The 25,556-nt window shown below is 59.7% G+C and carries 16 protein-coding genes; 14 read left to right on the top strand and 2 right to left on the bottom strand.

Translation table 11 applies throughout. The features are described from left to right. Positions 1 to 60: 60 nt before the first annotated feature. Positions 61 to 2,793, top strand: coding sequence for an ATP-dependent helicase HrpB (gene hrpB, locus ACZ5DH_RS04455; protein ID WP_464255936.1), 2,733 nt, complete (start codon positions 61 to 63; stop codon positions 2,791 to 2,793). 285 nt (positions 2,794 to 3,078) lie between these two features. Here hrpB and ACZ5DH_RS04450 read toward each other — a convergent pair whose 3' ends face one another. Continuing rightward, positions 3,079 to 4,077 (bottom strand): YheT family hydrolase, encoded by a 999-nt coding sequence (locus ACZ5DH_RS04450; protein WP_464255935.1) that lies wholly within the window; start codon positions 4,075 to 4,077, stop codon positions 3,079 to 3,081. A 144-nt stretch (positions 4,078 to 4,221) separates the two neighbouring features. On the opposite strand from ACZ5DH_RS04450, the gene ACZ5DH_RS04445 reads away from it, so the two are divergent. Next, a complete protein-coding gene (locus ACZ5DH_RS04445; RefSeq protein WP_464256501.1) occupies positions 4,222 to 5,532 on the top strand; it encodes a BaiN/RdsA family NAD(P)/FAD-dependent oxidoreductase in 1,311 nt (436 codons plus the stop codon). 2 nt (positions 5,533 to 5,534) lie between these two features. On the opposite strand, the gene ACZ5DH_RS04440 is transcribed toward ACZ5DH_RS04445, so the two are convergent. Further along, on the bottom strand, positions 5,535 to 5,738 hold the full coding sequence (locus tag ACZ5DH_RS04440) for a dual CXXC motif small (seleno)protein (RefSeq protein ID WP_464255934.1): 204 nt from the start codon (positions 5,736 to 5,738) through the stop codon (positions 5,535 to 5,537). 597 nt (positions 5,739 to 6,335) lie between these two features. Between ACZ5DH_RS04440 and ACZ5DH_RS04435 the strand changes: the two genes are divergently transcribed. The 12 genes from ACZ5DH_RS04435 (at position 6,336) to ACZ5DH_RS04380 (ending at position 25,521) form a co-directional block, all read left to right on the top strand. After that, on the top strand, positions 6,336 to 7,133 hold the full coding sequence (locus ACZ5DH_RS04435) for a glycine zipper domain-containing protein (protein ID WP_464255933.1): 798 nt from the start codon (positions 6,336 to 6,338) through the stop codon (positions 7,131 to 7,133). Between the two features lie 77 nt (positions 7,134 to 7,210). Next, a complete protein-coding gene (locus ACZ5DH_RS04430; protein WP_464255932.1) occupies positions 7,211 to 8,416 on the top strand; it encodes a S1 family peptidase in 1,206 nt (401 codons plus the stop codon). Continuing rightward, positions 8,413 to 9,750, top strand: coding sequence for an SrfA family protein (locus ACZ5DH_RS04425; RefSeq protein WP_464255931.1), 1,338 nt, complete (start codon positions 8,413 to 8,415; stop codon positions 9,748 to 9,750). Before ACZ5DH_RS04430 ends, ACZ5DH_RS04425 begins: the two co-directional genes overlap by 4 nt. 2 nt (positions 9,751 to 9,752) lie before the next feature. Then, entirely contained in the window at positions 9,753 to 12,863 is a 3,111-nt protein-coding gene (locus ACZ5DH_RS04420) for a virulence factor SrfB (RefSeq protein WP_464255930.1), read from the top strand. A 15-nt stretch (positions 12,864 to 12,878) separates the two neighbouring features. Then, positions 12,879 to 15,506, top strand: coding sequence for a putative virulence factor (locus ACZ5DH_RS04415; protein WP_464255929.1), 2,628 nt, complete (start codon positions 12,879 to 12,881; stop codon positions 15,504 to 15,506). 2 nt (positions 15,507 to 15,508) lie between these two features. Then, positions 15,509 to 16,591: a sel1 repeat family protein gene (locus ACZ5DH_RS04410; RefSeq protein ID WP_464255928.1), complete on the top strand. Its 1,083-nt coding sequence runs from the start codon at positions 15,509 to 15,511 to the stop codon at positions 16,589 to 16,591. A gap of 26 nt (positions 16,592 to 16,617) precedes the next feature. After that, positions 16,618 to 18,621, top strand: a complete 2,004-nt coding sequence (locus ACZ5DH_RS04405; RefSeq protein ID WP_464255927.1) for a vWA domain-containing protein — start codon at positions 16,618 to 16,620, stop codon at positions 18,619 to 18,621. A 10-nt stretch (positions 18,622 to 18,631) separates the two neighbouring features. After that, complete coding sequence (locus tag ACZ5DH_RS04400) at positions 18,632 to 19,492, top strand: ATP-binding cassette domain-containing protein (protein ID WP_464255926.1); 861 nt, start codon at positions 18,632 to 18,634, stop codon at positions 19,490 to 19,492. Next, positions 19,489 to 20,772 carry an FtsX-like permease family protein gene (locus ACZ5DH_RS04395; protein ID WP_464255925.1) on the top strand — a complete coding sequence of 428 codons (1,284 nt, stop codon included), beginning with the start codon at positions 19,489 to 19,491 and terminating at the stop codon, positions 20,770 to 20,772. The genes ACZ5DH_RS04400 and ACZ5DH_RS04395 overlap by 4 nt, the downstream gene beginning before the upstream one ends. Then, the gene (locus tag ACZ5DH_RS04390) at positions 20,762 to 22,468 is read left to right on the top strand and encodes a formylglycine-generating enzyme family protein (protein WP_464255924.1); all 1,707 of its coding nucleotides are present in this window, start codon (positions 20,762 to 20,764) and stop codon (positions 22,466 to 22,468) included. The genes ACZ5DH_RS04395 and ACZ5DH_RS04390 overlap by 11 nt, the downstream gene beginning before the upstream one ends. Before the next feature lie 14 nt (positions 22,469 to 22,482). Next, complete coding sequence (locus ACZ5DH_RS04385; RefSeq protein WP_464255923.1) at positions 22,483 to 23,385, top strand: NAD(P)-dependent oxidoreductase; 903 nt, start codon at positions 22,483 to 22,485, stop codon at positions 23,383 to 23,385. Positions 23,386 to 23,487: 102 nt separating this feature from the next. Next, positions 23,488 to 25,521 carry an alpha-amylase family glycosyl hydrolase gene (locus ACZ5DH_RS04380; RefSeq protein WP_464255922.1) on the top strand — a complete coding sequence of 678 codons (2,034 nt, stop codon included), beginning with the start codon at positions 23,488 to 23,490 and terminating at the stop codon, positions 25,519 to 25,521. Positions 25,522 to 25,556: the final 35 nt, after the last annotated feature.

The following is a 25,556-nucleotide window of genomic DNA, read 5'->3' as shown; positions in this document are numbered from 1 at the left end:
AAGGATTGCCAGTAAAAAAGCTGTTTGAACTTTACGTCCTTATACAGTACGCAGCACCGCATGACTGAACGTACCGCACACGTCGCCGCCACAACCGTCCTGCCGCCCTGCCCCCTTGATACAGAGCGTCAGGCTCTTCTTGCCGCGCTGGATGCAGGCTGCAACCTTGTTCTCAGTGCCAGCCCCGGCGCGGGCAAAAGCAGCCGCGTTCCGCTATGGCTCCTTTGCGCGTCATGGCTTGAGGGCCGCGGCATCATTATGCTTGAACCGCGCAGGGTCGCGGCCCGGGCTCTTGCGCAGTACATGGCCTCTCTTCTTAATGAAGACGTCGGATGCACCGTAGGGCTGCGCATGCGTGATGAAAGCCGTGTAAGCCGACATACGCGCATTGAAGTGGTCACTGAAGGCGTGCTCACCCGTCTGTTGCAGAAAAATCCCGACCTGCCGCATGCTGGCTGCATCATTTTTGACGAATTTCATGAACGTTCGCTTACAGCAGATACCGGGTTGGCGCTTTGCCTTGAAAGTCAGGCGGTGTTGCGTCCTGACCTGCGCATTCTGGTTATGTCCGCCACGCTTGATGTCCAGGCTGTTTCCGGCCTGATGGGGCATTGCCCGACAATTCAATGCCAAACGCGCGCGTACCCTGTGGAGATACGGCACATCCCCCTGCGCGCCAGATCAGGGAGAACTGACGGGGCTGCGGCTGGTCTGGCGGGCGCGTTTGCCCTGTGTCAACATATGGCCCATGTTATTCTTGCGCTGTTGCGCGAAGAAAAAGGCAGTTTACTGGCATTTCTGCCTGGCGCGGGTGAAATCCGGCAGGTCATGAACCTGCTGGAAGACCGCCTGCCGCCGGATGTTTTGCTCTGCCCCCTATACGGGAACCTTTCGTCCGCCAGCCAGAACGAAGCCATAGCGCCAGCCCCGGCGCAAAAACGCAAGGTGGTGCTGGCAACCTCCATTGCCGAAACGTCGCTGACCATTGAGGGCGTCCGTATGGTGGTTGATGCGGGGCTGGCCCGGCTGTCACGTTTTGACCCGTCCAGCGGCTTGTCCAGGCTGGTGACGGAGCGCGTATCTCTGGCAGGGGCGGCCCAGCGCGCCGGACGCGCCGGAAGAACAGAACCCGGCATCTGCTGCCGCCTGTGGCCCGTTGAAGAGGAAAAAGGCATGCGCCCGCATATCCGGCCGGAAATATTGGATGCCGACCTTACGGGCCTGCTCTTGCAGTTGTCAGTATGGGGAGTTTCCGACCCGGCCGCAATGGCATGGCTGGATGTGCCGCCCCCGGCGCATCTCGCCGTGGCGCGCCAATGCCTTGAATTTCTTGAGGCGCTTGACGGCGCAGGAAAGCCGACGGATATGGGCCGGCTCATGGCCCGATTGCCGCTCGCCCCCCGAACCGCCCGCATGCTGCTGTGGGGCGCAGCGCACGGGCTCGGCCCATTGGCATGCTGTCTGGCGGCATTGCTTGAAGAAAGGGACCCGCTGGCCGCTGCCGCCGCGCCTGACGGACAGAAACACTGTCTTCATCGCAGACAGGACTGTGATCTGACGCGCCGCCTTGATTGGCTGTGCCGCCAGGCAGATAGCCGGAAACCGCACCGGGGCAGAGATGACCCAGGACAACAGGGGCTTCGCCAGCGCATTCGCCGCCAAAGCCTTCGCCTGACCCGTTACATGACATCCGGCGAGCCCGGATCGGCAATCGCTGCCCCTGATGGTGGCCTGAATGACGCTACGGATGTGTTATTTGCCGCCGCCCTTTCGGATATGGAGTCCGTGGGCATGCTGGTTGCCGTTGCCTGGCCGGAGCAGGTGGCCATGCTCCAGGCAGGCAGTCTCAACACCGTGAACAGCGCGGGTTCGCCCATGGCTGCCTACCGCATGCGCAACGGACGATCAGCCCTTCTTTCGCAAACAGACACGCTGGCCCGCCAGGACTTTCTGGCGATTGCGCATGTGGACGGCGCATTGCCGCACGGCCGTGTCCGCATGGCTGCGGCCCTGGACCCGGAAGCCATCAATAGCCTCTTTGCCCAGAAAATCATTGAGAAAGACACGGTGCGCGTCAGTGATTCAGGTCAGGTATCGGCCCGCCACCGACGGATGCTGGGCGCCCTGCTGCTTGAGGATACGCCCCTGCCCCGCCCGAAGCCGGAGCAGGCGGCAACGGCCCTGTGCGCATACGTGCGCGGTCAGGGGCTGGACTGCCTGCCATGGGACGACCAAAGCCGCCAGTGGCGCGCCCGCGTGAGCCTGTTGCAACGATTGGACGGCGACCCCTGGCCGCTCGTGGACGACGCCGCCTTGCTGGACAGCCTGGAAAGCTGGCTTGCTCCTGCTTTGGATGGTTGCGCCTCACTGGCGGGCCTGTCGGCTTCCGCATTTTTTGACGCCCTGCGTGGGCTGCTGCCGGGGCATCTGCGGCGACAGCTTGAAACACTGGCCCCGACGCACTGGCAGGTTCCTTCCGGCGCGCAAAAACCCATAGTATACGGCGAAGAAGGCGGCCCTACGCTTGACGTGAAGCTTCAGGAAATGTTCGGCAGCAGGGATACACCGACCATTGCCCAGGGGCGCGTGCCCCTGCTCCTGCGCCTCAATTCTCCCGCAGGGCGGCCATTGCAGATCACGCGTGATCTGGCGCATTTCTGGCGTAACGGCTACCCCGCTGTGCGCAGCGAAATGCGCGGCCGATACCCACGCCATCCCTGGCCCGAAGACCCTTTTACAGCCACAGCCACTGGCCTGACCAAGAAAAAGCTGGCGGCAAAAGGCAAGGGGTAGAACAGCTTAACTTTGGAATTGCTTTGGCGGCTGCCTGAACTGGCCCTCACAGTGAAGACGTAGACGCGGTTTGCCTATGCTGACAACAGCAGTAGCGGCGCGGCGCAAGCGTGGCAACTTCTTTGCTGTATTCACAGTGGCGGCGCAGTAGCGGGCGCGCTGCAAGCCTTGAGACTGCCTTGTCGCAAAGGAATTCCATCTCAGGGGCCGCGGCCCAGCCATGCGAGCCGAAAAACGCTTTTGCCGGGATAATGACAGCGGTACGTTCTGGAAAGCCCGAGGGCTTCAGTTGAAGATGCCCTGCTCCACCAGACCACGGATAAAATCCTGCGCTCGCTGCTCACTGTAGTACATGCCGCCAGCCTGACCAAAACCCACGTGCCCGCCATGCGCTGAAACTTCAAGAAACAGGTGTCGGCTTGCGCGCGCCGTGTCCCACGGGTAGCAGGACGGTGCGCAAAAAGGGTCGTCGGCCGACAGCAGAAGATAGGTGGGTACAGTAATGCGCGGCAGGTCAGGCAACACCGTATTTTTCTCCCAATAGTCTTCCGCTGAGGAAAACCCGAATGTCGGGGCGGTAAAACGCCTGTCAAACTCGGCAAAGGTGCGGATGGACTCCAGACCTTCCACAGACGGATATCCAGGAAAACGGGCCGCCTTGTAGCGCACCTTTTCGCGCAGCGTCCGTAAAAAATACCACATATATATCCGGCAGGCAGGGCCATCCATAACCGGCGCGGCGGCGGACAGGTCGCACGGCACCGAAATGGCGACTGCCGCCTTGACCTGCGGAGACGCCGTTTCACCGCCAAGGTAGCGGCATATCTGGTTCCCCCCCATGCTGAAACCCGCCAGCAGCAAGGGACGGTTGAAGGCCTCGGCAAAGCGCACAACCGTGGAAAGGTCTTCAATTTCTCCCATATGGTACAGTCGTGACGTGCGGTTGGGTTCGCCGGAGCAGGAGCGCATGTTCCAGGCCAGCACGTCAAAACCCAGAGCCCGCAGCGCTGCGGCCATACCAAGGACGTACTTGCGACGGCTGTTGCCTTCAAGACCGTGCGACACAATGGCAATGGCCCGGCCCATGCCGAATTTTCCATCGGGCGCGTCCGAGGCCGGATGCAGGTCGATGTCCAGAAAATCACCGTCAGGCGTATCAATGCGCTGTCGTGATACCTTGGGCGAGACCGGTGGCTGCGGCCGGAAAAGCGACGGCCACATGGTGCTGACATGGGCATTGGTCATAAACCAGGGGCAGGCGTAGGTTGTGGCAAGTACGGGCATGATCCTCTCAATCCGTGAACATTTTTCTCGTCGGCCTGGGCACGCTCTGCCCGACGAACCAAGGGACGCCTTGGCAGACCTTGCCGACTCGTATACTTTTACTCCATGCAGACAAATCAGTTACATAACGCTCGCCGAAAAGCGCTGTCAAATTTCAGCGGCGAAACAAAATCTCCGATTCCCACCCCTGTACGTAACCCGCACGCCCATGGCGGACGCAGCCGCCACACTGCCAACGATGCGGCAGACGTACTGATTCTGGGTGCGGGAGCCTCCGGGCTCATGTGCGCCAGAGAAGCTGCCGGGCGTGGCCTGAAGGTGGTCGTGATCGAACGCGGGGCGACCCCCGGCCGCAAGCTGGCCGTCAGCGGCGGCGGCAAGGCCAATTTCACCAATCGCCGGGTTGATATGGCAAACTACCGCTGCTGTGGCGCACCGGACAGCGATTTTTGCGCTCCTGCCCTGCGGTCTTTTACCCCGGCGCACATGGTGCGTCTTGTACGCCAGTGGCATTTGCCGTTTGAAGAGCGGGAACACGGGCAACTTTTTTTGACGGTTCCCGCGCAGAAACTGGTCAATGCCCTGCTGGACGATTGCCGCCGGCGCGGATGCCGTGTGGAATGCAAAAATCCTGTAGAATCAATCACTCGTGCTGACGGCGTGTTTGAAGTGCAAACGGCTTCGGGCATCTGGCAGGCAAAACATGTCGTCCTTGCCATGGGCAGCCCCGCGTGGCCGCAGATTGGCGGCAGCGGTCAGGGATACAGACTGGCCCAGAGCCTCGGACACAGCCTGGTGCCGCCACGCCCGGCCCTGAGCCCGCTCATGCTGCCGCAAAACCATCCCTTGACGACCCTGACGGGCATCAGCCTGCCGGTGTGCATCTCCGTGGGGAAACAACAGTGGCAGGACCACCTCCTCTTCACCCATGAAGGGTTGAGCGGGCCAGCAGCACTCAAGGCGTCCCTGTACTGGGAAGAAGGAATGGAGGTATGCATCGACTTCCTCCCCGCGCAAAAATTCAAGGCGCTTCTGGACAATCACGAGTCGGGCAGACAGACCCCACGGGCCTTGCTGGCCCGGCTGCTGCCGCAACGACTGGTTGACGCCCTGTTGCCGCAGGAAAGCGCACGACGCAAGGCGGCGGAATTGTCGCGCGCTGTCCGCGCTTCACTGGAAGAAGCTGTTCACAGGCACAAGATTCTGCCCACTGGAGTGGCCGGGCTGAAAAAGGCAGAAGTCTGTCTTGGCGGCATACCCGTCAGTGAGGCAGACCCGCAGACCATGGCCAGCCGTTGCTGCCCCAATTTGTATATTACCGGAGAAATCCTTGATGTGGCCGGCCTGCTTGGCGGGTATAACCTGCATTGGGCCTGGGCCAGCGGTGTGGCCGCTGGCAGGGCGGTGGGCGGAGTCGGCCCGCAAACCGCCGACCCGCATCCAGTGCAAAGCTGATTTCAGATTCTGTTGCAGTATACGTTTTCCAAAAAGCTTTCCATGGCGGCGTCAGCCTGCTTGATGTATTCCTGCAAGGGAAGTTCAGCCTTGCAGGATGGGCAGCGCATGAACACTTCATGGCAGGTGCGCGTGATATGTAGCTTGTCTGCACAGTTGGGGCAGGCAATGGTAGTTTTGGCATCGCGGGAAGCTGAAAAAGCCATGATGACTCACAAGGTAGCATGTTGCAAAAAAAGGCGGCAGTGCGCCTGTCCAAACGGGCCTGTCGGCAATGTTCACGAACTGCGAAACAACACAGCCCCAAACACGCCGAACGAGATGTTTAACCACTGCCCGGCCCTTGTCAAATATGTTGTCTGCCCCTCCGTCACCCCGCCAGCGCTATTTCACGTTGAAGCTACGCTGGCGGCTCCGTGAGCTGACGATCCCTTGAAGGCGCAAGCGTATTTGTCTGTGCTGTTAAGCGTTGCATCTGGCGTGGCAAAATCGTCAAAAATGAACATGCGCAAAGCTGCCTTGCACCAGCGTTCATCATAATAATTGCGCAGCCTGAAGGATACAATGGCAGGGCGAGCGCACAAACGCCGTAATCTGCATGCGATAAAGTTTAAGAATGAATCTTCGCAAGGCCAGTCCCTACTGATGCCCCCTGCATTTTTAGCCTCAAAGGCCGCGGGATTGCGTGTTTATCCGTTCAATCCCGCAGCCACCAGCCTTGGTGGGGCTTGCCGTTTTACATGAATTTGCAGTATCATTAAAGAAGTGATGACTTCCTTCAACTTTAATCAGGAGGCCGTGGCATGCAGCGGCGCGTATCTCTTCCTCTCATCTTGCTTCTTGCGGGCAGCCTGCTTTTTTCAGGCTGCACCAGCCGCTACGGCGAGCAGAAAACCAAGGTAAACCACTATCCCCAGTGCTATGAACCTGTAGCCCAGTTGCGTCAGGACGAAAACAGCACCGGCAAAAGCACGGCGGCTGGCGCTGCTGGCGGCGCGCTGCTTGGCGCGCTTATCGGCGGGCTCGCTACGGGCAAGATAGAGGGGGCGCTGGCCGGTGCCGTGGCTGGTGGCGCCGCGGGCGCTGTCGGCGGCAACATCTACGGAAAATCGCAGGAAAAGCAGCGTGACGCTGACTATCTGGCGCAATACAACCGTCAGATGGGCGCGGAAGCTGCCAGCATGAACCGCGCGACCGCCGCCGCTAAAGTGGCTACCAAATGCTATGACCAGCAGTTCAAGCTGGCGGTCGATCAATACAAGGCAGGCCAGCTCACCCGCTTTGACCTTCAGGACCGTTACAATGAAATCCGCAGCGGCCTTGAAGAAACGGCGTTCATTCTCAAGGACACGTCGGCTGCCATGGCGCAAAAAGACAGTGAATACGAGCGCGTTCTGGCTGGCGAAACCGCCCAGGAACAGCCTGTTGCCTCTTCACCCGCATCTGGCTCCAAAAAGTCCAAACCCGTTGCCAAACAGGCCACTTTGAGCCCGCAGGCATCGGAATGGAAGTCCTCGCGCAAAGAGCTTGAAAATACACGTTCTGATGTGGACGCCCGCATGAACAGCTACGAGCAAACCGTCAACAACCTGCTTGGTTAGTCGCCCGTTCGCGTTGCCCTGCCCTTTTTCGGGCAGGGCGCGCGAATATTTCTTGCGGCGCGCGCCGCGGAGTCACCATGAGTCAAACGCCCAGTCCCGCTGCCCCGGAGCAGGAAACGCATAACGGAGGACAGCCGTCCTCAGTATTGCCCTGGTATCGCCGTCCCCTGCTTTGGGGACTGTTGTTCTTTTTGGGCCTCCTGCTTCTGGCAGCCTGGCTTTTCTGGAAAGAATGGCAGTCGGCGGAGAACCTTAAAGAGCAAATAGCGTTCCAAACCGCAGAATTGCAAAAGCAGAACCAGGCCCGCGAAGATTTTCTCGCGCGCTTGCGCCAGCTTCTTAAAGAAGAGCCCTGCGAAGTGCAGCGCAAGCTGCCCCTTCTCTCGCCGCCGCCAGGCATTGCATGGCCTCCTCTGGCTGATGGCGCTGCAAGAGCTGGCAGCGTTTCGCCCGACGCCTCCGAACCGGCCGCACGAACCGCCCCCGCAACTCCGCAGGCTTCGCAGCCGGCAAAAGCGCCTCAGGGCTTTGCCGCCCTTATGGAGCAGGCAACTGTTCTTGTGCTGGCTTTGCGTGAAGAAGGACTGTCAATGGGTTCCGGATTTTTTGTGTCGCCGGGGCATGTGGTGACCAATGCGCATGTGGTGGGTCCTGCCGAAAAGGCTGTTGTGGTTAACAAGGCCACAGGCGCGCCACTTCCTGCCCGCGTCTTGCGAGCCGTTCAGAGCAACGGCCGCGATTTTGCCGTACTTGAAGTTGAGGGCGGGCCTGCCATCACTCCCCTGGCGCTGACCACTGACGTCTGGCGCACAGAGAGAGTCAGCGCATGGGGTTTCCCCGGCGCTGTGACCAACGACGACCCCCAGTTTTTGGCCCTGCTCAAGGGCAATGCGGCGGCGGCCCCTGAAGTGGTTTACACCGACGGCGTGGTCAGCGTCATTCTTGAACGCAAGCCAGCCCTTATCGTCCATACGGCGACGGTGTCACAAGGCAACAGCGGCGGCCCGCTTGTTAACGACAAGGGCGAGGTTGTGGGCATCAATACCTTCATCAAGCTGGACGACGAGTCCTACAGGCAGTCCAGTCTGGCCATTGTAAGCGCCAGTCTGGCAGAATTTCTGAAAGCAGCCGGAGTGCCCGTCACCATGGCTGCGCCGTCTGGTCCGGATCAGGGGGCATCACAGCCCGCCGTTCAAACCGATGGGGCAAAGCCCGTACAAAAGTCCGATCAGGCGCAAATAGCGTCTGACGGGGTTAAGGGCGCGCAGGGAGGCAAGCCATGAGCATACGCATAGCCGTAAGCCAGCGCGGGCCCATGCGGGCGCTTGCCAGCCAGGGCATCCTGGCCACAGACTGCCACGCCCAGATCAAAGCCATTCTACTGCAAAAGCTCGGACCGGAACACGCAGCCCTGCTGGCCGAGCCACAGCACGACGCCGAAGGCAATACTGTAGACTGGTATGCCGAAGGGCAGGGTCAGGCTCTTCCCCTCAAGGAACTCGCGGATACCGAAGCCAATGCCCTTCGCCTCAAGGCTGCGGCCCTTGCCCAGGATATCGCCGCCCTGGCGCAGAATCTCACTGCCGACGTCCAGGCCCGTCAGGCCCTTTCTGGACAGTTGCTGCAACAGGCTTTGCAACATCCCTATTCCGCAGACGAAGACCTCTGGTCTGTGAACGGCCAGCCCGTGCTGATCAACTGGGGCTTTGCCTCCGGCAGTTCGGGAGCCCTGCCTCAGGACCTGACGCGCCTTGGCGCGGCCATACCGCCCCCGCCACCCGTTGCTCCGGTCACGCCGGTCGCTGTCCCTGTGAGGAGCGGCTGCCTGCCCTGGTTGCTGCCGCTATTGCTGCTTTTACTTTTGCTCTGGCTTCTGGGCGCGGCGTTCGGCTTTCTGCCTTCTCCCCTGCCTGCGGGCTGCATGCCGGTGGACCGTCAGAAACTCGCTGCTGAAGAACAGCGCGCCGCTTCCCTGGATGACGAACTGGCCCTTTTATGGAACCAGCTTCAGGAACGGGCCGCGTTGTGCAAACCCGTGAAACCAGTGGTGCCCCCGGTTGAGGAAAAGAAACCCGAACCGGTTGAACCAGCGCCGGAACCGGAAATGGTGGAGCCGTTCCTTGGGGAGACCCCGGTGGCTCCTCCGCAGCCCGAAAAGCCCAAGGAGCAGCCCAAACAGCAAAAGCCGGAACCCAAGCCAGTGGATCCGCCCAAGGAACCGGAAAAGCCCAAGAAAAAGAATGAGGATCTGACTATTCCTGAGGACGCGGCCAAAAAGAACGATCTGAGCTTCCTCGAAGGCTGCTGGACCAGCGAGACGGGTCTGTATTCCCATCCTTCCAATGAGCCTATCATTGCGGAGTACTGCTTTGACAAAAAGGGCAGCGGCCGCCGTTTCGTGCGTGAGCGCAACGGTCAGGTGTGCAGCGGCCCCGCCTCGGCCCGCTTCCAGGGCAACAGGCTGAATTTTGAATCCGGACAGGCCAAATGTCCGCGCGGCGGCGTCTACGTTCCCCAGAAGGTGGAATGCACCGGCAGCGAAAACACCACGCAGTGCAAAGGCAGAGAGCAAGGCGCGGGCAACAACAAGTGGGACGCCCGCTTCAGAAGGAAATAAGCATGAATGGCATACCGAGCTACCTTTCCCCTGTAAGCATCATTCCCGGGGGCTGCCCGCAGTTTCTGGACTTTTCTCTGCGTGAGGAGTCCATCCGCCGACTGCGGCGGTACTTTCGGGAAGAGAAAAAGAATCAGGGCGATGCCAATGGGCGCTATACCCACTATCTGCGCTGTCTGAGCGAGACGGAGAACGGGTTTATCGACCAGCTGACGGGGCAGCCCTGCGACGAGGACTACAGCGTTGAAGCCCGCCGCGCCGTGACCGCATGGGACGGGCACTGGCTGCCCATTCCCTTTTTGCGCACCCTTGACCAGGCATGGCCTGACGGCGGCAAACGCTTTGAATGCGGGCCGTCCAATTGGGCGCGCGCTCGCGTCATGCAGTCCGAACGTCACCCGGACCAGCTGCGCGTCGTTCTGGCTTTTGACACCAATGTGGAGCAACGCCCGTCCGAAGGGGACCGCTATCATGCCCTGTCGCCTCAGGACGTGGCCGCCCACGGGCATTTTATGCTGGCCCACCTTGTTCGAGACAATTCTTGGTTTCTCAATGAAGCCTGGGTTGACGAATGGCTCTGCGGCATCTTCGACCTCTGGCGGCAGTCGCAGCACCGGGGCCGGGGCTCCTGGAAGGACGACACCCCCTATGTGCTCGAACATCTTGCCAACTACCTCACCTGGCTTGATGTCGTCCGCATGGCCCTCAACGACCTTGCGGCGCAGGTCATCAACCCTGACCGCGATACGCCAGTGGATGTGGATCTTGTGCTCGACATCGGCAATTCACGCACCACGGGCATACTGGTGGAAACCCTGCCGCAGCGGGTGACCAATCTCAACGACAGCTATCTTCTGGAATTGCGCGACCTGAGTAATCCGGAAAACATTTATTCCGAACCCTTTGAAACACGGGTGGAATTTGTGGATGCTGCCTTTGGCAACGATGCCCTTTCACGGCGCTCCGGCAGGCAGACCCCGGCCTTTGCCTGGCCTTCCGCCGTACGTATCGGCCCCGAGGCCGCGCGCCTGGCGACCCAGGCCGTCTGCGCCGAAGGCACCACGGGCATGTCCAGCCCCAAGCGCTACCTGTGGGACGAGCGCCCCTGGCAACAAAGCTGGCGGTACAATACCGGCGGCAAGGCTGAACCCATGGTCAGTCGCGGGCTTTTTCCACGGCAGCTCAATCCTCTGGGCACGCCGCTGGCCTGCTTTGACGATCCGCTGTTCAAAAAAAGTCCCGCTCTGCAAAAACAGCAGGCTGAACCCATTTTTGAGTCCCTGTTCACACGCTCTTCGCTCATGCTCTTCATGCTTGGCGAAATTCTCACTCAGGCTCTTGTGACCATAAATTCCCCCGCGACCAGGGCGCGCCGTGAGCTGCCCAATCTGCCCCGCCGCTTGCGCAGGCTCATTTTTACCGTACCAACGGCCATGCCCGTGGCCGAAAAACGGATATTCCGGCGTTGGGTTGTATGGGCCGTGCGCGTCGTCTGGACAGCTTTGGGCTGGGGGCAATGGTACACGCCCAAGGCGCTGGTGCGCGGTCAGAGCGGCGACTACCGCCAGAGCCCGCAAGTGCGCTGTGACTGGGATGAAGCCAGTTGCTCGCAGCTTGTGCTGCTGTATAATGAACTGGCAGTCAAACAGCACGGCGACGCCCACCACCTTTTTCGCCTGCTGGGCAGGCCCCGCGCCTCATGCCAGGGGCACCCCTGCGTCCGCATGGCTTCCATTGACATAGGTGGCGGCACGACGGATCTGTCCATAACCACCTATGAACTGGCAAGCGGCGAAGGGGATACGGCGCGTATAGTGCCGCATACGGAATTCAGGGACGGCTTTAACATCGCGGGTGACGAAGTTCTGCGCGAAGTGGTGGCCAACCATGTAATCCCCGCCATCGGGCAGGCCCTTGTCCAGCAGGGACTGGCCGAACCCCGCGCCCTTCTTGGGCAGCTTTTCGGGCGGGATTCCATCGGCATGTCGCAGGAAGACCGCAATACCCGCGTCCGCCTGGTACGGCAGATTGCCGTGCCTGTGGCCCTGGGCCTTCTGGCCGCCTGCGAAAATCCCGATATTCGTCATGCCAGTTACACCTGCGCCATACGGGATTTTTTTGAGCCTGACCCTCTGGAATCAGCCATTGACGCCCCCGGTGCGGGTGAAAACAATCAAGCTGGCCCGGGTTTTGAACCTGCGGCCCTTGCCCCTCGTCCGCAACCAGCCATTCTGAAAGCGGTGGGAAATATGGTACGCAGGGGAGCCCCCCTCATTCAGGACTTTGACATTCTGAACGTGCCCATTACGGTCAGCCCGGCTGCCGTGGACGTGACCATACGCTCCACCCTGGGCCCCACGCTGTCGGCACTGTGCGAGGTCGTGCACATGTATGACTGCGACGTTTTGCTGCTCACCGGGCGGCCGAGCTCCTGGAACGGCGTTGTGGCGTCCGTTCTGGCCAAACTGCCCGTTCCGCCGGACAGGATAATCCCCATGCGCAGCTATCATGCCGGGTCGTGGTATCCCTTTGCTGACGCGCAGGGCCGCATCACCGATCCCAAGACCACCGTGGTCGTGGGGGCCATTCTTTGCGCTCTGGCAGACGGACACCTTGAGGGCTTTTCCTTTGATTCCGGTGCGCTGCACCTTACCTCAACGGCCCGTTACATTGGCGAGATGGACATCAACAGCCAGCTCAAAAAACCCAAGGTCTGGTTTACCGTTGATGTGGACAGCAATGAGGGCACCGAGCAGATACGCAAGGTGGCCTTCAGCGGCCCGTTGTCCATCGGGTACCGACAGCTGGATGCCGAACGCTGGCCCACCACCCGCTATCATCTGCTGACCTTTGCCAATGAGGACGCGCGCGCCAGGGCTTCTGGCAGGCTGCCCTATGAAGTGGAAGTTCGCCTCACCGTTGATGACGTGTGGGATGATGCCCCTCGAACGGATGACGAAAAAGACCGCAGCGAGGGTGAATTCAGCATCATTTCCATTGTGGATAATCAAGGCCGTGGCGTTGACAGGCGTGATCTCGAGATACGTTTGCAGACGCTGAAACTGGATGAAGGATATTGGCTGGACACAGGCATTGTGACTGATGCCGGTTAAGTGAGGCAGGTATATATGGTTATGCAGCAAGATATGGACCTCGCCCGGCAATGCCGCCAGCTGGCGGATACCGCCCGCAAGGCCGGAACCTGGCTTCAGGATAACGCCGACATGGTGGGCGGCGAAAGAGCGTCCCTGCTCAAGGATATGCGCCACGCGGGCCGTTTTTTCAGCAAATGCGGTCAGGCAGCGGAACGCAAGATGTGTGCGGGCGTCTTCGGGCCCAGCCAGTCGGGAAAGTCCTACCTCATCTCCGCTCTGGCAAGCGATACCGACGGGGTATTGCTGGCCGACTTTTGCGGCGAAAGCCAGGACTTTCTGAAGAAAATCAATCCTGAAGGCGGCAAGGAATCCACAGGGCTTGTGACGCGCTTTACCACAACGCAACCCGAAGGCCTTACGCCGGAATTTCCCATTCGCCTGCGCCTGCTGTCTGAAACGGACGTGGCCCGCGTGCTGGCCAATACCTACTACGCAGACTGCGACCATCAGGACGCCCCCAGCGCCGAGGCTCTGGTAAAAACCCTTGACCAGCTGGAAGCAAGCGCTCCCGCAGCGCCAGTTGAAGGCAGCCTTGACGTTGACGATGTTGAAGACCTGCGCGACTACGTGAACAAGAACTTCAGTTCCCGACCGCGCGTGCAGATGCTTCAGAACGGCTACTGGGCGCGGGCCGCGGCTCTGGCTCCACGCCTGGGGCTCGAAGGGCGCGCCCGTCTCTTTGGCCTTGTGTGGGACGAGGTTGACGAGTTTCAGTCAGTCTATCTGCAATTGTGCGGCGCGCTGCACAGCCTTGGCAGGGCCGCCGAAGTGAACTGCCCTCTTGATGCCCTTATTCCGCGAGAGCGCAGCATCATCGACGTGGAACGCCTGCAGGGGCTGAAGCACCCGACAGACGACTCCCTGCCGATTCTTGCTCCCGGCGGCGTCAAGGTCACTTTACCAAGAGCCGTGATCACCGCCCTGACGGCAGAAATCACCATCTTCATGCGTGAAAAGCCCGATGATTTTTTTGACCACACAGACCTGCTGGATTTCCCCGGCTACCGCTCGCGCTACAAGTTCACCGATCTGCGCGCAGCGCTGGACAGCAAGGAAGAAATGCTCAAGGAGCTTTTTCTGCGCGGCAAGGTGGCCTACCTTTTCGAACGCTACCGCGAGGAAAAAGAGCTGACCAGCATGCTTCTGTGCATCGCGTCTGGCCCGCAGGAAGTTCATGACCTGCCCCATGCCGTTTACGAGTGGATCTGCTCCACGCACGGCGAAAAACCCTCAAGCCGCGCGGGCAAGGCGCCTGCCCTGTTCTTTGTGCTGACAAAGATGGATATGGAATTCGAGAAAAAGAAGGGTTCGCCCTCTGTGGAAACACGCTGGACCACCCGGCTTGAATCTTCATTGGTCAAATTTTTCGGTCAGGTACACGACTGGGTTGAAAACTGGGACGGCATCCACCCCTTCAACAACGTCTTTTTGCTGCGTAACCCCAACTTCACCTGCGAAGCCATTTTTGATTACGATGGCGGGCGCGAGACCGGCGTGCGCCAGGATCAGCGGGCTTTTGTTGAAGAGGTTCGCCAGTCGTTTTTGCAGTCTCCCCTGGTGCAGCGTCATGTGGCCTCGCCCGACAAGGTGTGGCAGGCAGCCATGACGCTCAATGACGGCGGCGTCAGCCTGTTGCGCGACAGCCTGCGCCCTCTTTGCAATCCGGAGCTGAAACGCCAGCAGATCCGCGTCAGCCTCGATGAAAGAAAAGAACAGATTGTTACGCGTCTTTCCCCTTTTTACCGCACAGACGATCGCGAGGAATTGCGCCGCCAGAAGGAGCAGCTTTCGCGCAGTCTTGTGACGCTTCTTGCCAAGCTGGCTGAAAAACAGCTTTTTGGCGAATTTCTGCGCCGCTTGCAGGTGCGTGACTACGATCTTTACGAGCTGTGCCTCAACGCCCGGAAAATACCGGAACAGGGCCAGACCGCGGCAAGTCTGCAGGTGGTGGGGACCCGCGTTTCGGCCGACGACATTCTGGGCGACATTTTTGGCGAAAATGTGGAAAGCGCACCCCCTGCCCAGGAAAATGACGAGGCGCAGGCCAGAGACATGGCTGGCGTGTTCGCGTCGCTCGTCATGGAGCACTGGATAGGCCATCTGCGTGATCTCGGCGCTTCTGGCGAAGCCCGTGCCCAGCTTGGCTTGCCGGCACTGGAGCTTGACCAGTTGTGCCATGAAATTATTCTGGCCGCTTCACGGTGCCGCTTGCGTGAAAATCTTGAGGACAGCCTGCGGCGCAGCATGTCCTACAGCAATATCGCCCGTGAGCGCCTGATCTGGAAGCAGGTCAGCCTGGCCGCCGACGCCATTAACGCCTTTGTGGACTGGCTGAGCTTCGACCCGCGCTTCAAAAACCAGAGCCAGCGCACCATTCTTTTTGGCGGCAAAAGCTTCAGCCTGTTTGAGCCCCCGCCGGTTATCTCCGGCGAGCCGCACATAGCCGAACAAGAAGCCCCGTATGACCGTTACTGGTATACGGACTGGTTGCGAGCCCTGGCATACAGCATCATGGCCAATGTGGATTTTGACGGCCAACAGACTCTTGACCCGGAACAGAATAACCGCCTGCGTGATATTTTGCAGGCTTTCAAGGGATAACTATGCGCGCCAGTATCGCAGTGGACCCCGTACGTGGCCCCGGCTACGGCATTATTGAATTTGAAGGTGCGGGCGATGTGTCTTCGCCAGTGTTTGTGCTGCAACGGGCCTCGGACGGAAAATGCCTCTCGTCCGGCGGCTGGCAGGAAAGTGAAACCGCCGTCACTCCCCAGGACTGGAGCGCCGCCGATGGCAGCCTTCGTCTTAATGTGGGGCCTGAAGTAGTAGATGAGCTGGACAGTCTGGACGCCTACCGCATTACGCTGCCCGGCTACGGGGCCTGCGCCATGAGCGTGGGCAAGATCGTGTATTCCAATATCAGTGGCGGCCAGGGCATGGCTGGCGGATACCGAGCGCCGGAAGCTCCGGCGACCCGCCCCGACCCCGAGCCTGACCCCATGCCGGTGACGCCTCCCGAAGAAGCCCCCGCGCCGGAGTCTGAGCCGGAGCCCATCCCCGCACAATCCGAGCCGCCGCTGCAAATGGCTGAAAGCGCTGAATCTTCGAGCGGTGGTTCAGGAAAGTGGATCGCTCTCATTGTAGCCATTGTTCTTCTGCTCTGCGCGGGATTCGCCCTCTGGTGGTTTATGCTGCGCACACCGGAAACGCCTCCCCTACCCGACGCTCCCACGCAGTCAGGCTCTTTATCTGCACCCGCCAAGTCTGCACCGCAGGGAGCTAATGGCGGAGCGGCGGAAAGATCGCCGCTGGCCAGCGCCCGCGAACAGCTGCGCGGCGCGGCTCTGCCCGATGTCAGCCTGGCTATGGCCAAGCCCATGCGCACGATGGATGCCAGCCCCGAAGAGTGTGACGCCGCCTTCCTGCTGCTGGAAGACGCTGCCCAAAAAGGCAATGCCGAGGCAATGTTTCTTGTGGGGCAATACTATGACCCCACGGCAACGCTGCCCAGAGGCAGCATCCCGGTGGACATGACCCAGGCAAAACGCTGGTATGACGAAGCCCTGCAAAAGGGGCAGGACAAGGCGCAGGCGCAAAGTTCTCTGGACAAGCTCAAGGAATACGCCAAGGCTGAAGAAGCCAAGGGCAACGCCGAAGCGCGCGCCCTGCTGCAAACGTGGAAATAACGTCCAAGCGACTGTGAGGATATGCCATGCGCCCTGCCATGACTCGATATAATCTGCGTGCCCCGTTCATTCTGCTTGCCTGCGCACTGACTGCGCTGTTTGCCCTGGGAACGGGCGTGGTCTGCAGCACGTCCGCCGCTCAGGCGGCCCCCCTGCTGCTTGAAGGCAAAAAAACGCTTTTTCAGCGGGTAGTCAGCCACCCGGGAGCGCGCCTTGTGGCGGCTCCCAGTGCGGACGCTGCCGTGGTGAAAGAAAGCGTGACGCCGTTTACCGTGTTTTATGTGTACGCCCGCACCAACGGCTGGATTCAGGTAGGCACGGGCACAGCTTCTGCCGAGGGTTGGCTTGAGGCAGCAAAAGCCACTGAATGGAACCAGTCCCTCACCCTGCTCTTCACGCCGCGAACGGGCCGCGAGCCTGTGCTCTTTTTTAACACGGAAAAAGCCTTGAATGATATCTGCGCGGCTCCTGATATGGACGCCCGCCTGGACAAACTCGGCGCCGAGGCCGCCGCGCTGCTGCAAGGCGGCAAGACGCCCCCTGCCGACTTTCCCATACTGGCCAGTGAACCCGCTGACGCAGCCGGGGCCGTGTCTGAAAAACGCTTTTATCTCATGCCCATTCTCGACATGAAAGACCCCTTTGACGGCGTAAAATTTCTGCGGGTGGCATCCATTGACCCGGGCAGCCTTGGCAGCGGTCAGGACGGCAAGGGCGGCCCGCCAAAAACAGGTATTGCCCTTGTTATAGACACCACCATTTCCATGAAGCCCTATATCGATCAAAGCCTCAATGTTGTCAGGCAGATATATGACAAGATCGAGCAGGACAAACTGGAGGACAACGTGGGTTTTGCTGTGGTGGCGTTTCGCAACAGCACAACGGCCACGCCCGGGCTCGGATATGTATCTGAAGTGGTGAGCGACTTTGCCACTGCAAAAGACCGTAAAAATCTTGAAGAAAAACTGGGCAAGGTTCAGGAAGCCACGGTTTCAAGCCACGACTTCAACGAGGACTCTCTGGCGGGCATCTATAAGGCTGTGGAGTCGCTCAACTGGAGCGGCTATTCCTCACGCCTCATTCTGCTCATCACTGACGCGGGTCCCCTCAAAAGCACAGACAAATACGCGTCCGTGAGCATGGGGCCCAACGAACTCAACGACTTTGCGCGGCAAAAAGGCATCTGGATAACCGTACTGCATATTAAAAGCCCTGGCGGGGCCAAAAACCATGCCTATGCTGAACAAAGCTACCGCGCCTTGAGCAAGCTTTCGGGCAACCGCTCCAACTATCAGGTTGTGGCCGCGCCCACGGCCGCAGCAGGCGCCAAACAGTTTGCCGAAGTCGCCAAGGTTCTGGCTACAGGCATGGTGGACATGGTCAAAAATACCGCTTCCGGCAAGATCATGACCAAACCCAAGGACGAAAAGCCGCAAAAACTCACTCCTGAAGAAGAAGCAGCGCGCCTTGCCGCAACGCTCGGATACGCCATGCAACTGGAATATCTTGGCAGAGCGCATGAAAATCAGGCCCCCAGCGTCGTCAGTTCCTGGATCGCCGATATGGACCTCAAACGGCTTGCCAAAAGCGAGCAAAGCCCCAGTGTTGAGGTTGCCGTGCTGTTGACCAAGAATCAGCTCAACGACCTCAGCGCCCAGATAAAGGCCATCATCGACAGCGGCGAACGCACCAAAAAAACGGATTCCCGCGACTTCTTCCAGGGTGTGCTTTCCGCATCAACCCGCATGGCGCGCGACCCCAACATGCCCACGCAGGGCAAAAGCCTTGCTGAACTGGGCGTTCTGGCCGAATTTCTTGATGGTCTGCCCTACAAAAGCGACATCATGCTTCTGCGTGAAGAAGACTGGTACCGCATGAGCGTGGGTGAGCAAACGGCCTTCATCAACCGGCTCAAGTCCCGTCTGGCCCGGTATGAAGAATATGACCGCGACAGGGCCAACTGGGAAAGCTTCGGGCAGCCCAACCCCGGCGACTGGGTGTACCGCGTGCCCCTGAGCATGCTGCCCTAAAAGGATCGGCATGAATGATCTGGTTTTTTCATTGCGCAATGTGGGCAAAAGCCGTCCCGGCGCGGATGGCTTTCGCCTGCGTATAGACGGCCTTGATATTGCCCGGGGCAGTTTGCAGGCCCTGGTGGGGCCCAGCGGCTGCGGCAAGAGCACCGCGCTGGATCTGCTGGCCGGCATTCTGCGTCCGGATGCGGGAGAGGCTGCAGGTGCGGCGCGGATGAAAAGTCCGGTGCTGGCGAAAAGTGCGCAGGCCGTGGAGACACCTTCAGGACGCGAACGCCGCTTTCTGTTCAGTCCCGCCCCTGATGCGAACAACGACATGCTGGAAAAATGGCGTGATAAAGACCTGAACGCCCTGGCCCGCCTGCGGCAACGTCACCTTGGCTATGTGCAGCAAACGGGCGGTCTGCTGCCCTTTCTGACTGCCCGTGACAATATCATGCTGCGTTGCGGCAGTCTGGGTTGCGCGACAGAGCGCAGCCAGCAGATACAGGGCATTGCGGATGGCCTCGGCATTGGACGCCTGCTTGAACAATACCCTGCCACCCTTTCCGTGGGCGAGCGCCAGCGGATTGCCATTGCCGCCGCCTTGGCGCATGCGCCCGAAATGGTGCTTGCGGACGAACCCACGGCGGCCCTTGATCCCATGCATGCGCGCAATGCCCTGCGGATTTTCGCAAACTTGGCCCAAAAGATGAACATTACCGTGCTTATGGTGACGCACAGTCTTGAAATGGCTGTGGAAGCGGGCTTCAGTCCCATCCGGGTGGCGCTCGACCAGGGCGGGGCTGGTGCCATATCCCGCATCGATCACAGGGTGGAAGACAGCCCCGTTGCTCCCGACCTCGAACAGCAAGGAGCACGGCCATGAGCAACCGCACAGCCCCTGTGCGCCGCGCCAGGACGCTGAGGCAGATGTTGCGCCTCTCCTGGCGGGATTACGCGTATGAAAAGCTGCTCTCGGCCTGCGCGATTCTTGGCCTGGCCGCCGTGCTCACTCCTCTGCTGGTTCTCTATGGCGTCAAGTTCGGGGTGATGCAGACCCTCACGGACAGACTGCGCAGCGAACCGCGCACCCTTGAGATTTCTCCTGTGGTCAGCGGACGTTTTTCAATGAACTACCTCGACGAGCTTGCCGCGCATCCCGACGTGGCCTTTGTACTGCCGCGCACGCGCTCCATTGCCGCCACCATGGATCTTGTGGCGGGCCAGGGCACAGACCGCACAACCCTTGTGGTTTCACTGGAGCCCACGGGTACGGGCGATCCGCTCCTTCAGCGCTATGGCGCGGCCTCACCCGTCATGCCCGAACATCCCGACAAAGAGCCCATCGGCGTGTCCTTGTCGGCTTCGGCTGCTGAAAAGCTCCATGCAGCCATGGGCGACACCATCACGGGCCGTGTGGAACGCCGCTATGCCGGGCAAATGCAAAGCGTGCGCGTTCCCTTGCGCGTTGTGTCCGTTCTGCCCCTTGCGGCGCAGCAGAAGGATGTGGCTTTCATTCCGCTGCCCCTGCTGGAAGCTACGGAAGACTACCGCGATGGCCGCGCCGTGCCCGAGCTTGGCACAAACAATGGGTGGACTGGCGAAGCCCGCCCGCAGGAGGCCCGCCTGTACCCCGGTTTCAGGCTGTACGCCAGAGATCTCGATGCCGTCATGCGCCTGCGTCAGGGATTTGCGCAGCAAAAGCTCGACGTGTACACCCATGCGGAAGAGATTGAACAGATCAACAGCCTGGCTCGTGCCCTGAATCTTGTTTTTGCCCTCATTTGCGCCGCCACGGCAGCCGGATTTCTGGCCTCCACCACAAGCAGCACCCTGGCCAGCGTTAAACGCAAGGAACGCACGCTCGGCCTGCTGAACCTGGCAGGCTTCACCACTGGCGAGCTCATGTTGCTGCCCCTGACCCAATCCCTGCTTACCGCCCTGCTGGGCACAGCTCTGGCTTCGGGTCTGTACGCTCTGGCGGCCCTGGCCATAAACCAGCTTTTCAGTTCCAGCCTCAGCGGTATGGAACAGGTCTGCCGTTTGTTGCCGCAACATTTTCTGCTGGCCTTCGCCGCCGTGGCAGGCCTTGCCCTGGCGGCAGCCCTTGGGCCTGCCTTGCGGGCCGCGCGCATAGAACCTTCGGAGGTTATCCGTGAAGTATAGGTACTGCCGTCAGGCAACCCTACCCCTGTTCAGCCTGATCCTGCTTTGCGGCCTGTTTTGCCTTACGGCATTGCCGTCTCCGGCCCATGCGGCACTGGCCCGCAAAGGCGAACTCAGCATGGGGGATGCCACTAATCCCAAACCTGCTGATGACGACATCATACTGCCCATGCCCTGCAACCTGACCATGGCGTTCAAGCTGGTGGCGGTGCCGGCCAAGGGGCTGCTGTGGGACATGCCCATGCGGCCGGGCATTGACGACAGCGCCAATGCCGACCGTGCTTTTTATGACCGCCGGTACAACACTGCTCTTTCCGGGGCGTTTTCACTTGAAGATCTGCCGCCGGACTGGCGCACGCTGGCCCCCAAGGGGCAAAACTATTTTTATCTTGTCGCCAAATACGAGGTTTCCAACCTGCAATGGCAGACCGTCATGGATAGCGCCTGTCCGGCAACGCAGCCTCCCGCGGCCGAAGCCGCAAAACCCGTTACCGACATAAGCTGGTACGCGGCCGTGGACTTTACGCAAAAATACACGGCCTGGCTTTTGCAGAACTCGCCCCAGTCGTTGCCGCGCTTTTCAGGCGACAGCCGCAACGTGGGCTTTGTGCGCCTGCCCACGGAAACGGAATGGGAGTATGCCGCGCGCGGCGGCCACATGGCGGGCAGCCAGCAGCTTTTGCAGGAAGACTTTTTTGCCTTGCCCCCAGGGGCCAATAAAGAGGACTACGCCGTGTACCGGCCCGAAGGGTCCGCCCGCGTCGAAGACACCGCCAACATAGGGTCACGAAAGCCCAATCCCCTTGGAATTTACGATACCGCAGGCAATGCCGCGGAGATGGTGCTGGACGCCTTTCGCTTTTCCCTGGCTGGCCGCCTGCACGGCTCAGCTGGCGGCTTTGTGCGTAAGGGCGGCTCATTTCTTTCCGGCGAGGCCGAAATTTTGCCCGGCCGCCGTGAAGAAACTCCGTTCTTTATGGCCGATGGCCCTGCGCACGCGCGTGATATGGGTTTTCGGCCGGTTATTTCAGGCATTAATACACCAGGCGGCAGCCGCCCGCAGGAATTGCAGGCAGAATGGAGCAAGGCTGGCGAATCAATGACCGCCGCTGGCTATGACACGCAGGCCGCACGCAACCCGCTTGAGGAACTCGACCGCCTGCTTGTGTCCGCCCCCAATGACGCGGTGAAGAAAAACCTTCAGGAACTGCGCAATACCATTAAAGAAAACAATATCATGCTTGAGCGACAAAAACAGCTTGAGGCGCAGTCGCTCTTACGCACCGGCGTATACATGACTGAAACCATCCGCAATTACTCCAGCAGGCGCAAGTCGCTGCAATCACAGTTTGAGAGCATGCAACGGGACAGCAAGACGGCCAAGGGGGCCGAGCTTGAAAAACTGCGCCAGATAATGGATAATGCCCACAGAGGGCTTGTCATGCTGGATACCAGCCTGGACAAGTCTTTGTCCTTTTATCGCAGCAAGGTGGAGGACGGCGCGCAGTTGCCCCAGGAAACACTGGCAGCTGCCTATGACTCCCTGAGCAAAGACTTCAGCGGCAGTGATCCCTTCAACGAAAACATGCGACGCAACCTTGAGTTGTACCGCAAGCATGTAGACTTGTTTCGCAAAAACAAGGTTCTGTCGCGTGACGTCATGCAAAAGGAAATTTTGGAACGTCGCTTTCAGTAGCCAAAGGAGTTTTTATGGCTGATAAAATGCGCATTGGGTGGATTGGCACTGGCGTTATGGGTTTGTCCATGGCGGGGCATCTGCAGGCCGCAGGCTATCCCCTGACCGTATACAACCGCACCCGCGCCAAGACCGAACCGCTGCTTGCCAAAGGGGCGCAGTGGGCCGATACCCCGCGTGAAGTAGCGGCCAAATCCGATGCGGTCTTTACCATTGTGGGCTATCCCCGCGATGTGGAAAGCGTGATTCTTGGCGAAAACGGCGTACTGCAGGGTCTGGCCCCAGGTGGCCTTGTTTGCGACATGAGCACGTCCAGCCCCGTTCTTGCAGAACGTATTGCCGTGGTAGCCCTTCAGCAGGGCTGCGTTTCTTTGGATGCTCCCGTGACGGGCGGCGACATCGGCGCCCGCAACGCAACCCTCTCCATCTTTGTGGGTGGCGACAAAGAGGGGTATGAAAAACTTGAACCCTGCTTCAAGGCAATGGGCAAGAACATTCTGCACTGCGGCGCGGCCGGTTTTGGACAAAAGGCCAAACTTGCCAATCAGGTAGCCGTTGCTGGCGTCATGTTCAGTGTGTGCGAATCATGCTTTTTCGCACAGGAATCTGGCCTTGACGTGGCCAAGTGGCTGGAGCTGGTGGTGCAGGGCGCTGCCGGCAGCAAGGCGATGGATACCCTGGGTCGCCGCATCCTTAATAATGATTTCAATCCGGGCTTTTTCATCAATCATTTCATTAAAGACCTCGGCCTCTGCCTTGACGAATGCCGCCGCATGCAGATTGTGCTGCCCGGTATAGGCCTGGCTGAACAGCTGTACCGCAGCATGCAGGCCAGAGGTCAGGGCGACTTGGGCACCCAGGCGCTTATTGACTGCCTTGCCACCCTTTCCGGCAAGCAGTGGCGCTCGCACAGCTAGAACAGCCTTTTCCCGCCCGGCGGCATTGTCTGCCGGGCGGTCTCGCCTGCATGACGCGTCTGCGCCCCCTCTCCCTGGGCGAACCAGTCCGTGGAGGCCGCCATGATCCTGAACATTCCACAAAACCCCTTGCAGGACCCTGAACTGGAGTCCTACCGTTCCTTTCTGCTGGCACGAAGCGACAGGTTCACTACTGAAATAGAGCGAATAAAAAGCCTCCACGGTTCCTTGCGCTCGTATGCCAACCTGCACGCCACTCTTGGAGTACATGAGGCCAAAGACGTCTCGGGACAGCCCGTATGGCGTCTGCGCGAATACATGCCCAATGCAGCCGCGGTATGGTTGACCACAGACAAGCTCAACTTTCAGCGCCATGCGCGCTACCAGTATCAGCGCGACAATGACGGTTTTTTTGAACTCATCCTGCCGCAGGAGGCCTTGCAGCACGGCACCTATATGGAATTGCGCGTCCAGGCCGATGAATCCGCTGCCGAAGACGCGCAAACCCGCGCCCTGCGCAGGGTGCCCGCCTTCGCCCATTGGGTTGAGCAGGACAAGACCATGCCGGGTCAATGGTGCGCCCGCCACTGGCAGCCGGATGCGCCGTTTCGCTTCAAGCACCGCAGACCGCGCCTGGAGGCCTTCCCCCGGATTTATGAGGCGCATGTGGGCATGGCGCAACCAGCCCTGAACCGCAGCGCCGACAGTGTAGGCAGCTATGCCGGTTTTACACGACATCTTCTGCCCCGCATCCGTGAATGTGGCTATACCGTTGTGCAGCTTATGGGCATCCTTGAGCACCCCCTGTACCGATCTTTCGGGTACCAGGTCAGCAGCTACTTTGCGCCTTCGTCGCGCTATGGCACGCCGGACGAATTCAAGGCTCTGGTTGACGCTGCGCACGGGCTTGGCCTTGCGGTTGTGCTCGACATTCCGCACGGGCACGCCTGCCCCAACACCGAGCAGGGCTTGGTGCAGTATGACGGAAGCAATTACTTTTTCACCAGCCAGCTTAACCAGTGGGGAACGCCATCATTTGACTTCAGCCAGGAGATGGCGCGACGGTTCCTGCTTTCCAACTGCCGGTACTGGCTTGAAGAATTCAGGATCGACGGCTTTCGCTTTGATGCCGTGGGCAACATTCTGTACAGAGATCATGGCAGGGATGACGATTTCATCCACGTCAGCCATTGCTTTTATGATCGCGTGGGCCTGCCGCGCACCAATGAAAAGGGTGAGCTTTATCTGTGCCTCGCCAACACGCTTATTCACCAGCTTCACCCCTCCGGCCTTTCCATTGCGGAAGAGTTTTCTGGCATGCCGGGTCTGACCTGCCAGCCGGAAGACGGTGGGCTCGGTTTTGACTATCGCTTTGCCATGGGCATACCGGACTACTGGGGTAAATGTGTTGAAGAGCCGCGCGACATGGGCAGCCTGTGGTACGAAATGACCAATTACCGCCCTTATGACCGCACCATCAGCTATGTGGAGTGCCACGACCAGTGCATCAATGGCGAGGATGCCATGATATGGCGACTGCTCGGCAATCGCATGCACAGCCACATGTCTGTTTTTACGGATGACTGGCACGTGTCGCGCGGTCTTGCCTTTTATCGGCTCATGCGGCTTATCACGCTGGCGACGGCCGATGCGGGCTATCTGAACTTTATGGGCAATGAATTCGGGCATCCCGAATGGCTGGACGCAGAGGCTTACGCCCACAGGCAGTGGCATCTGGCCGATGCACAGGACCTCAGGTACAGCCTGCTGGCGGCCTGGGACAAGGCGCAAATGCTGCAACTTGTCCGCCAGCACCTCGAGAGCTTTTGCCAGAAGCCCATGTTCCGCTTTATTCATGAAGAAAAGCGCCTGCTGGCCTTTGAACGCGGCCAGCTCCTTTTCGTATTTAACTTTCATGAACTTGAGGCGCAAAAATCCCTGACCTTTGCCGTCACCCCCGGCAAGTATGAGGAGATGATGAGCTCTGACGAAAAACGCTTTGGAGGGCACGGCAACCTTGATGTTGAAGGGCAGGTAACGGAACATTTTACCACCCCGCTGCCAGACAGGCAGGAAGGCGATATCCATCTGTATCTGCCGCCATTAGTGGGACTTGCCCTGCTTCGCAAAAAATAATTTAGAAAATGTGTTGACAGACCAAATGGTTCAGC

The sequence above is a fragment of the Desulfovibrio simplex genome, from assembly GCF_055387835.1.
The sequence above is the reverse complement of the archived record's forward strand: the minus strand, read 5'-3'. Positions and strand labels throughout refer to the sequence as shown.